Below are 10059 nucleotides of genomic sequence, written 5' to 3'. Positions count from 1 at the left end.
GCTATTGGCGGGGGCAGAAGCTAGTGAAACCCATTTTAAACGTTACGCAGAAGATTATCAAGTACTTCATCTGGCGCTGCACGGCCTTGCTGACTCTACCAACTCCAATAATAATATTATTTTCTTTCCTGCCCCTTTTGATTCGGTGAATGATGGCGAGCTTCATTCCTTTGAATTATATGACTTACAACTCACCAATACTAAGTTAGCCGTGCTCAGTGCCTGCGAAACTGGTACCGGGCGCTGGGAAGCGGGCGAGGGAGTATATAGTATGGGGCGGGGATTTGCCTATGCCGGATGCCCCTCGGTAATTATGAGCTTATGGAAAGTGAACGATGCATTTACCGCCCGAATTATGCCTACGTTCTATCGTTCACTATTTAAAGGTTCTCGGATAGATGAGTCGCTTCGTAGAGCGAAACTTCGCTTTATTGAACGAGCTAATAAATATCAGGCTCATCCTAGCTACTGGGCGGCTTTTGTGCTTCAAGGAGAACCATCGCCTATAGTACACTACCGAGACACCTACTTAGCTGGGTTCCTTACGCTCTTAGTAGGCTTGGGATATTTTTTGGTAGGCTCCGTACGAAAAAAAAAGCCAGCAGGGTAGCTGGCTATTAGTTTATGCTCGGTTTTCTTCCTGTTTGGGTTTAGACGGTTTGGGTCTGTCTCCTCCCCCTCCTGATTTAAAGATGGTGGATGCTGCGAATGTTGTGCGTGACATAGCGTTGATTTTAAAGGTTATAATTTACTATTGGTACACTCTAAGTTAGAGAATGTCACCGGGCAATAGAAGGTTTTTTACTTATTTCTCAATATCTTTTCCACAAATTAGCACAACTTTAGATGTTTTTTAGTTGATAAAAAGGCTAAAATTAAGCTTAATAAATAGCCTGAATTATGAATATAAAAGAGTATGAAGCCAGTCTCCAACAGCCAGAAGTCCCGCCGAAACTGAACAAACCGCTACAGGCTTTATGGTATGCCGCCAAAGATAATTGGAACAGGGCACATGAATTAATTCAAGATGAGGTAGATGCTGATAGCGCGTGGGTACATGCATACCTTCATCGAGTAGAAGGTGATCTGTTTAATGCTAAGTATTGGTATAAGCGCGCCAACCGCCCTACATCTGACGAAACTTTCGAACAGGAATGGAAAAAAATTGCATCTGAATTAATTTAAAAGAAAAAAGCTTGTTAAAGTAATAACTAACCTTTACCTTACTCGGAATAATGGGCAGGATATAGATTTTTCACTGATTTATTGCCCCTACTGTTTGGAAAGGAATTCCAGACTTATCTCTCCCCTCACTTACAGATTGTGGACTTATTTGTAACTTAGTGTTACAATTCTATGATTTATTTGTTTTTTTTATTATTTTTATAAAAATATTACAAGGGTATCTAAAAGGTTAATTTATATTTTTTTAAAGCAGAGCCAAATGGAGAGTAGTAATAATAAAACAACGAATTTGATTGAAGCACTTAAGGAGTACAACAAATCTCTGTCGGAGCAGATCACTCGGATAAAATCGTTTATCAGCGAAATTGATAAGCAGATAAATCATCACCAAAAAGATAGTTTATCGGTTTCTCAGGACAAGATTAACATTCCCTTCTCAAAGGACTATCTTATTTATAAATCGAAAAAAAATACGAACTAAGCGAGCTAATTAGCTAATTCCGTTCACTTCTGCCTCTCGGCTTACTTTTTTAATCAGTCCTTGTAGTACTCGGCCTGGTCCGCATTCAGTAAAATGGGTGGCTCCATCGTTCAACATGTTTGTTACCGATTGTGTCCACCGTACCGGTGCCATAAGTTGCGCTATCAAATTCTTCTTAACTACTTCTATTTCAATTGTCGGCAAACCCGTTACATTTTGATAAATTGGGCAAATCGGCTTATCAATAGCCGTTTGATTGATTGCTTGTTCAAGTTTACTATGAGCGGGTTCCATGAGCGGTGAGTGAAAAGCTCCCCCTACTGCCAATGGAATAACACGCTTGGCACCTGCCTCTTTTAGTGCTTCAGTAGCTAATTCAATTCCCTGATAAGTACCAGAAATCACTACTTGACCGGGTGAATTATAATTAGCCGGAAGTACAACCTCATTCTCAATTGATCGGCAGGCATCTTCTACTACAGCGTCGTCTAAACCCAATACCGCAGCCATAGTAGATGGATTCTGCTCACATGCCAACTGCATAGCTTTTGCTCTTTGCGATACTAGCTTTAGACCATCCACAAAACTTAAAGCCTTACTGGCTACTAATGCCGAGAACTCACCGAGTGAGTGACCAGCTACCATATCAGGAGAAAAATCTTCTTGAATTAATGCCCGCACTACTGAATGGACAAATATCGCCGGCTGGGTTACTTTCGTTTGTTTTAAATCATCTTCAGAACCTTCAAACATTATTTTTGATATAGAAAATCCTAATGTATCATCCGCCTGATGAAATAATTCTTGGGCTCGACTATTCTGATCAAATAAGTCCTTACCCATACCTGTAAATTGGGCACCTTGTCCGGGGAAAATATAAGCGTGTTTCATTGGTAGGTGTAGATTATGATTATACTAGAAACCTAGATTTCAACTCAGGGGTTGGAATCCGACAGCTATCGCTTTGGCCAAAAGTTTGGTAGCGAAAGCGGGCCACAATATCGTAAAAAAAGTTACGAATAAAAGGCGGCACCACAATGAAAGCGTAGCATAGAGACCATATTCCTGATAGGTGCCGGGCAATACGGAGGGCAGCGGCACTCTTCAAATACACGCTTTCACCTTGAATAAGTACTAGGCTATCTAAATACTGAGCATCTAGCTGATGCTTTTTTAGCAGCTCTCGCCCTGCTTCTGACTGAAGTGAAGAGAACAAGAACCGGCGCGCTGGGTCGCGGTCAATAATAAAATTAACGGCGTGATTGCACAAATTGCACACGCCGTCAAATAGGATAACATCTTTATTCTCAATAGTTGAATTATAGGTCTTCGGGTTCATACATGATATGAACCCAGCCTTTAATAGTTTGTTGGCTCAACGCTGGGTCTAAGGTAATAAAATCTACTTCTGCTACGTAATAGTAAACTCCCGCAGATACTAGATTTCCGGCTTCAGTGCGTCCATCCCAGTTAATATTGATTGAGTTTTCAGTATTACTAGACCCAAAAGCGTACACTTCTTTCCCCCAGCGGTTATAAAAGCGAATACGAACATTGCTAACAAATCGTGGACATTCTGCCTGTTCCTCGAGAGCACTGGCTGATCCTTGGGTTGATAATCCTAATGGGCGAAATACATCGTTATCGCCATCTCCATTAGGAGTGAACACGTTGGGTAGTAGATAATTAGGGCAATTTTCAACACATATGGATGGACTTAGCGTGCTTTCGTTGCCGGAGCGATCTACGGCCGAAATCCGGTAGCAACCCGCTAGAGAGCGCAGTCCTGTGTGTTCAAAAAAAGTGTCGGTGCTGGTACCCACTAAGTTAAAGGTACTATCAGCCTCACCTACTGCTGAAAAATAAATATTGTAGAACCGTACATCATTATCGCAGCCCTCAGCAATGTCGGCCTCCCATGCTATGCTGTTAAAAAATTCGGTAGATCCGCAAGGCTGCCCGGCAATTTGGTTTTGGCACTCTTCGGCTGAGCCATTCGGAATAGATACCGCTAGTGGTTCACAAGGCGGAATAGTATCATTGGGTTGAGCGCAGGCAATCTGCGATAAGTTGATAAACGATGGCGGATTTAACGCTTCGTTTCCGTAGCTACCTTGCGTTACTATATAATAGCAGTATTCTAGCTCGTCCGATAATGGTTCACCGGTCGTACTACCATCGTCCGTATACTGCAACCCATTGGCAACCACATCAATACTATCAATTAATACAAATCTTCCCAGATCATTAGGATCAACTCGGTCTCGGTAGATATAGTGATAGGGAAAGTCGGTAGAAACGATTGACCAGGGAACATTAGCTTGCCAGTCAAGCGTAACGCTTCCTACCAGGGGGGTTGGTTCTAAACGTACAGATGAGGCTACGGCTGATGAATCAAGCCGATCACCACTCGCATCGTACAGGTAGATTTTATAGTAAAACGGTTGATTTAGCGTATTTAACCCATTATCCACAAACGAAGTATCGGGAATGATTCCGGAAATAACTTCTTCGGAGCCATTTTCGCCAAACCCCGTTCCTCTCACCACTTGGTAGGTATACGGAGGCGGAAATAGTGCTTGATCAATTTCAAAGGGCGATCGCCAAGCTACTTCTATAACTCCGGTATCATCATCGGTGGCGGTCACACTTACATTAGTAATAACCGGGGCATCTACTTTCATTTCGGCACAAAACTCTTCCGAGGCATAACTCTCCGCACCATCGGGGAATACCGCTACCAGACGATAGCAATAATTTACTCCGGGCTCTAAGCCTTCGTCGAGGTAGCTGACCACGCTTTTATCTACTTCTGCAACTAGTTCATATCCTAAGCCACCAGGAATACCAATTTGGCAATTTTCCGGCACAAAATCAGTACTATCGGGCTTACGCCAAATTTGAATTCGTACGTCATCAACATTTCCGCAGGAATAAGCCTCCCAGTCCAGATCAACCGATCGGCCCGGTGCCGATTGCGCCGAAAGCAACTGGGGAGCGGGAGCTACTACCGTAACATTCCATATCCCAAATTCCGCTAATGGCGGTCCGGTAGCCGGATCAACGTCGGTTACTTTAAAGTTTACCTGATATACTCCGGCTCGCACGTGGTTGCAATTAGTTTCCCACCGAAAGTTGCCTTCACCCGGCGAAGGCTGTTGAGTGGTGGGGGAAAATGTGGCGGGGCTATTTAAGATCTCAAAAACTTCCCCAAAGCCAGAGAACACAATATTATCACCATCAGGGTCAGTACCAGAAACTACCGCTTCTAATACGGTTCCAGCTTCAATACAAGTATCGGCGGGTATTTCTAAAGTGGGTGGGTCATTTTCTGCGTTCTCTACAATAATCTGCATATCGCGAGTTACGTACCCGAGAAGAATCCACTCATCGCCAATCTTCCGCCATTCTTCAACAATAAAAGCTACGTTGTATTCATTCTTACTGCCCACATCGCCCTGCAAAGCGGGAGCATCCCAAACTAGCTCTCCGGTTATTGGATCAAGTGTTAAGGTTGATGGTATCTCCGCATCATTTTGGGTGGTAGCGGTTTCGGGCGCTGTCTGCTGATCGTATATATGTGGATATCGGTAACCGTTTACTGGTTCACCGTCAGGAAAGTTGTCACTGGGGGCATCTTGCCGAGGTAATACTAGTTTATACGATAGACTGTCGCCATCAGGATCTACTGCCCCAGGATTGTGCACAAACCGTCGACCTACTACGGCTCCCTCTACCGGAGGATTGGTAAGAACCGGAGAGCTATTACAGAGCACTCCATCGATAGAAATTTTTGTTTCAATATAGAACGGTGTATCAACCGACTCAATCATATTCAGAATATCGGCATTACGATTAAACTCCCGAAAGCTGATGATATAGTCTCCCGCTCCAGGAAAAGCAATATCGGTGAGTACAAACTCGCTTACTCGAATTAAATTCTGATTATCGATCACTTCTCGGGTGAAGAAGTCGTTTGCAGTACTTACATCAATATCATCACCGAAACCTAGATTTAAGATGCCATTTCCGAATTCTACTTCTGATCCGGTATCTTCGTAGCCAATAATCCGAATGGTAAACAAATCATTTTGGCAAGATTGCCGCTCCACAATAATTTCTCCGGCCCGGATATGGGTGGCCCAAACCCGCTCTACTCCTACTAGTAACCCTAGAGCAGTAACTGCCAGAACTAAGCAAACTCTTTTCAAGATACCTGCATTAAAATGAATAATCTTACTTCCTATGCAATAAAAAAAATAATTATAAATAAAAATATAATAATTTTAATATTTCTAATATAGTGCTATTTAACTTAATAACGAACAAAAAAACGAATCATTGCGGTCAATTCACAGTAAAGGCAGAAATGTCGATTATGCTATAAACTTTACACTATGTGACTTTTTTTGTTAATCTCTAATAACAAGTTTCTTAAACAAATCTTGTCTTAGACGAACCGAGCTACTTACAAAGAAGTTATAATAAGAGTAACGTATGGTTATAGTTTAGAAACGTTCAAAATAATAAAGCTAGCGATGAATACTTTGTTTACTAACGATTCCTAGTATAATTTTAAACGTTTTAGATTATTATTTACTGTTTGAACTATCACTTTTTATGAGTTGGTTTTCCCAAGCCTTAAACAGCACTATTGGTAAAAAAGTAATTATGGCACTTACCGGCCTATTCTTAATTACCTTTCTGATTGTACACGTATCAGGCAACACTTTATTGTTTCGTAGCGACGGTGGAGAAGCATTTAATCTTTATGCGGAATTTATGACCTCCAATCCGTTAATTAAAGCGGCTTCTTATATCCTTTATTCGGGCATTATTCTGCACGTGATTTACGCGCTGGTACTATCCATTCGTAATAAAAGCGCCCGGCCGGTGGGCTATGCTGTAGCTAAACCTAGCCAGAACAGTAGCTGGAAATCGCGGAATATGGGTATTTTAGGTACAATCCTACTGATTTTCCTCATTATTCATATGCGTTCTTTCTGGTACGAGATGAAGTTTGGTGAAGTACCTGTAATGTCAGTAGATGGTGTTGAGATTAAAGACTTATACTCTATTATGCAGGCGGCTTTCTCTCAGTGGTGGTACGTACTGATTTATGTTTTAGCCATGGTTGGATTAGGGTATCATCTGGCGCATGGATTCTGGAGTGCATTTCAAACGCTAGGATTACAGCACAAGAAGTATTCACCTTTTATTAAGAAAGTAGGCTTAGCCTTCGCTATTGTGGTTCCGGCGCTATTCGCCTCGATGCCAATTTACATGTTCATTAAAAGCTTATCGTAACTAGTGAATACCGCTGAATTCAACCTAGCAATGCCTGTAATGAACATTTTAATTAGACAAAACTTATACTTTAGAATTTGCTTGACTATTTAATAACTCGTTTGACGATATGGTTTTAGAAGGAAAGACACCTACTGGCCCTCTGGCCGAACAATGGACGAAGCACAAGTTTGGATTAAAGCTGGTGAATCCGGCTAATAAGCGCAAATACGATATTATTGTGGTTGGAACCGGATTGGCCGGTGCTTCTGCCGCAGCATCCTTAGCCGAACTAGGCTATAACGTAAAGTCGTTTTGCTTTCAAGATAGTGCCCGACGCGCTCACAGTATAGCGGCTCAGGGTGGCATTAACGCGGCTAAGAATTACCAAAATGATGGAGACAGTGTTTTTCGCTTATTCTACGATACTGTTAAAGGAGGCGATTACCGCTCGCGCGAAGCTAATGTTTACCGCTTATCTCAGGTAAGTGTTAATATTATTGACCAAGCCGTAGCCCAAGGGGTACCTTTTGCCCGAGAATACGGGGGATTACTTGACAATCGTTCATTTGGGGGTGCTCAAGTATCTCGAACATTTTACGCTCGAGGCCAAACGGGTCAGCAGCTTTTGCTGGGTGCCTACAGTGCCATGAGTCGGCAAGTGGCAAATGGCAAAATCAAAATGTACCCTCGTACTGAGATGCTAGATGTAGTAACGGTCGATGGGGTAACCAAAGGTATTGTTGTTAGAAATTTACTTACTGGCGAGATTGAATCGCACTCAGCGCACGCAGTAGTATTAGCTACGGGCGGATACGGCAACGTATTCTTCCTTTCAACCAATGCTATGGGCTGTAATGCTACGGCCGCTTGGCGCGCGTACAAAAAAGGAGCATACTTCGCGAACCCTTGCTTCACCCAGATCCACCCTACCTGTATTCCGGTGTCGGGCGACTATCAATCGAAGCTCACGCTGATGTCGGAATCGTTACGAAACGATGGACGAGTGTGGGTTCCCCGAACAGAGGAAGATGCTAAGGCGGTGCGGGAAGGTAAGCTAAAAGCTAGTAATATTGCCGAAGAAGATCGGGATTACTACTTAGAGCGTAAGTACCCTTCTTTCGGAAACCTAGTGCCCCGCGATGTGGCTTCTCGTAACGCTAAAGCCGTTTGCGATGCAGGACGCGGAGTGGCTGAGACCGGATTAGCGGTTTATCTGGACTTCCGAGATGCTATTAAACGAGACGGACAAGATACTATTTCGGCTCGCTACGGCAACCTGTTTGAGATGTATGAGAAAATTACCGGCGATAATCCGTACCAGACACCGATGATGATTTACCCAGCAGTACACTACACAATGGGAGGTTTATGGGTAGATTATAATCTGATGACCACGGTTCCAGGATTATATTCTATTGGTGAGTGCAATTTCTCAGATCATGGCGCTAACCGCCTGGGTGCTAGTGCTTTAATGCAAGGTTTGGCTGACGGTTACTTTGTGCTACCGTATACTATCGGTGATCATTTAGCCAATCAGTCTTATGAAAAGACTCCAATTACCCACGATGCTTTTAGAGAAGCGGAAGCTGGCGTAAAAGATAAACTGAATAAACTTAGTAGTATTAATGGTTCTCAAACCGTGGATCAGTTGCACAAAAAGCTGGGCCGGGTGATCTGGGATAAATGTGGCATGTCTCGAACCGCCGAAGGTTTGAAAGAAGCGCGTGAGGATGTGAAGAAAATCAAGGATGAGTTTTGGAACGATGTAAAAGTACTGGGAACGGCCGAAGAGTTGAACCAAACATTAGAGAAAGCCAGCCGGGTATCAGATTTCATTGAGTTGGGTGCTCTCATGATTGAAGATGCGCTAGACCGGGAAGAATCTTGCGGTGGACACTTCCGCGAGGAGTACCAAACTCCAGAAGGCGAAGCACTACGAGACGACGAGAACTTCTCTTATGTGGCCGCTTGGGAGTATCAGGGCGCAGATTTACCCGCAAAACTGAACAAAGAAGATTTAGTATTTGAGAATGTGAAACTTACGCAAAGAAGCTATAAATAATATGAAAGTCACTATAAAAGTTTGGCGACAAAAAAACAATACTGATAAAGGTCGCTTCGAGACCTACGAAATGAATAATGCTAATTCGCATATGTCGTTTCTAGAACTGATGGATGTACTGAATGAGCAGCTAGAACAAGAAGGGACAGAACCTATTCACTTTGACCACGATTGCCGAGAAGGCATCTGTGGAAGCTGCGCGATGTACATTAACGGGCGAGCCCACGGACCCCAAAAAGGTACCACCGCCTGCCAGTTACATATGCGCCACTTCAAAGATGGAGAAACTATTACGGTAGAACCTTGGCGAGCCCAAGCCTTCCCGGTGATTAAAGACTTAATGGTGGATCGCTCGGCTTTCGATCGAATCATCCAAGCAGGTGGATATGTTTCGGTAAACACCGGAAGTGCCCCCGATGCCAACGAAATTCCGGTGCCAAAAAATATTGCCGACGAAGCATTTAACGCAGCTACCTGCATTGGCTGCGGAGCCTGTGTAGCGGCTTGTAAGAATGCTTCCGCCATGTTGTTTACCAGTGCCAAAATTTCTCAGCTAGCTCTGTTGCCTCAGGGCCAAGTGGAACGGCAGCAACGAGCCGAGCGAATGATCGCCCAAATGGATGCCGAAGGTTTTGGCGCTTGTACCAACACCATGGCTTGCTCAGCTGAGTGTCCTAAAGAAATTGATATGGCCAACATCGCCCGCATGAACCGCGAGTTTTTAACCGCCAAAGCCGGTTCTGAAGCGATTGAAGTTTCTTAAAACAAAAAAATTCTTTTTAAGCGTAGCCTACCTGTTTCGGTAGGCTACTTTTGTTTTAGAGCTTTGCCAGTCAATACTCTTGCACCAGAACTTCGGTTGGAATATTAAAATACGTATTTCGCTTACGCGACTTTTAAAACCGACAATCTCATCCAAATCATTCTGTTTCATTCCTAATTGATCTATGCGGAATTTTATTACTTCAATTGGGTCGGGCACGTCAATAGGAAAGTTTTCGTTTTCGTAGTAAACAATTAGAATTGCGAAAACCGCCAACGG

General features: G+C 43.3%; 10 protein-coding genes. 6 read left to right on the top strand and 4 right to left on the bottom strand.

All coding sequences use genetic code 11. The features are described from left to right. From WBA23_RS14285 to WBA23_RS14275, 3 genes are all read left to right on the top strand, one after another. The coding region (locus tag WBA23_RS14285) for a CHAT domain-containing protein (RefSeq protein ID WP_424582954.1) at window positions 1-610 on the top strand (610 nt) is incomplete at its 5' end. Window positions 611-900: 290 nt separating this feature from the next. After that, window positions 901-1185 (top strand): hypothetical protein, encoded by a 285-nt coding sequence (locus WBA23_RS14280; RefSeq protein WP_424582953.1) that lies wholly within the window; start codon window positions 901-903, stop codon window positions 1183-1185. Between the two features lie 259 nt (window positions 1186-1444). Further along, entirely contained in the window at window positions 1445-1666 is a 222-nt protein-coding gene (locus tag WBA23_RS14275; RefSeq protein ID WP_424582952.1) for a hypothetical protein, read from the top strand. A gap of 9 nt (window positions 1667-1675) precedes the next feature. Here WBA23_RS14275 and fabD read toward each other — a convergent pair whose 3' ends face one another. Genes fabD through WBA23_RS14260 form a run of 3 tightly spaced genes read right to left on the bottom strand, consistent with a single transcriptional unit; the run spans window position 1676 to window position 5877 of the window. Continuing rightward, the gene (gene fabD, locus WBA23_RS14270; RefSeq protein ID WP_424582951.1) at window positions 1676-2557 is read right to left on the bottom strand and encodes an ACP S-malonyltransferase; all 882 of its coding nucleotides are present in this window, start codon (window positions 2555-2557) and stop codon (window positions 1676-1678) included. Between the two features lie 19 nt (window positions 2558-2576). Beyond that, the gene (locus tag WBA23_RS14265) at window positions 2577-3005 is read right to left on the bottom strand and encodes a thiol-disulfide oxidoreductase DCC family protein (protein ID WP_424582950.1); all 429 of its coding nucleotides are present in this window, start codon (window positions 3003-3005) and stop codon (window positions 2577-2579) included. After that, a complete protein-coding gene (locus WBA23_RS14260) occupies window positions 2986-5877 on the bottom strand; it encodes a gliding motility-associated C-terminal domain-containing protein (RefSeq protein ID WP_424582949.1) in 2892 nt (963 codons plus the stop codon). The genes WBA23_RS14265 and WBA23_RS14260 overlap by 20 nt, the downstream gene beginning before the upstream one ends. Window positions 5878-6286: 409 nt before the next feature. On the opposite strand from WBA23_RS14260, the gene WBA23_RS14255 reads away from it, so the two are divergent. From WBA23_RS14255 to WBA23_RS14245, 3 genes are all read left to right on the top strand, one after another. After that, window positions 6287-6973: a succinate dehydrogenase cytochrome b subunit gene (locus WBA23_RS14255; protein ID WP_424582948.1), complete on the top strand. Its 687-nt coding sequence runs from the start codon at window positions 6287-6289 to the stop codon at window positions 6971-6973. A 109-nt stretch (window positions 6974-7082) separates the two neighbouring features. Continuing rightward, the gene (locus WBA23_RS14250) at window positions 7083-9017 is read left to right on the top strand and encodes a fumarate reductase/succinate dehydrogenase flavoprotein subunit (protein WP_424582947.1); all 1935 of its coding nucleotides are present in this window, start codon (window positions 7083-7085) and stop codon (window positions 9015-9017) included. A gap of 1 nt (window position 9018) precedes the next feature. Beyond that, window positions 9019-9780 (top strand): succinate dehydrogenase/fumarate reductase iron-sulfur subunit, encoded by a 762-nt coding sequence (locus tag WBA23_RS14245; protein ID WP_424582946.1) that lies wholly within the window; start codon window positions 9019-9021, stop codon window positions 9778-9780. 27 nt (window positions 9781-9807) lie between these two features. Here the strand turns inward: WBA23_RS14245 and WBA23_RS14240 are convergent. Next, on the bottom strand, window positions 9808-10059 hold a 252-nt coding region (locus WBA23_RS14240; RefSeq protein WP_424582945.1), incomplete at its 5' end, for a helix-turn-helix domain-containing protein.

The organism is Tunicatimonas sp. (assembly GCF_049647865.1).
Taxonomy (GTDB): domain Bacteria; phylum Bacteroidota; class Bacteroidia; order Cytophagales; family Cyclobacteriaceae; genus Tunicatimonas.
The sequence above is the reverse complement of the archived record's forward strand: the minus strand, read 5'-3'. Positions and strand labels throughout refer to the sequence as shown.

Excerpts from the sequence above, each read along its gene's own strand:
- WBA23_RS14275 (WP_424582952.1), top strand. The coding sequence starts at position 1,445 with ATGGAGAGTAGTAATAATAAAACAACGAATTTGATTGAAGCACTTAAG.
- WBA23_RS14280 (WP_424582953.1), top strand. The coding sequence starts at position 901 with ATGAATATAAAAGAGTATGAAGCCAGTCTCCAACAGCCAGAAGTCCCG.
- WBA23_RS14265 (WP_424582950.1), bottom strand. The coding sequence starts at position 3,005 with ATGAACCCGAAGACCTATAATTCAACTATTGAGAATAAAGATGTTATC.
- fabD (WP_424582951.1), bottom strand. The coding sequence starts at position 2,557 with ATGAAACACGCTTATATTTTCCCCGGACAAGGTGCCCAATTTACAGGT.
- WBA23_RS14245 (WP_424582946.1), top strand. The coding sequence starts at position 9,019 with ATGAAAGTCACTATAAAAGTTTGGCGACAAAAAAACAATACTGATAAA.
- WBA23_RS14255 (WP_424582948.1), top strand. The coding sequence starts at position 6,287 with ATGAGTTGGTTTTCCCAAGCCTTAAACAGCACTATTGGTAAAAAAGTA.
- WBA23_RS14250 (WP_424582947.1), top strand. The coding sequence starts at position 7,083 with ATGGTTTTAGAAGGAAAGACACCTACTGGCCCTCTGGCCGAACAATGG.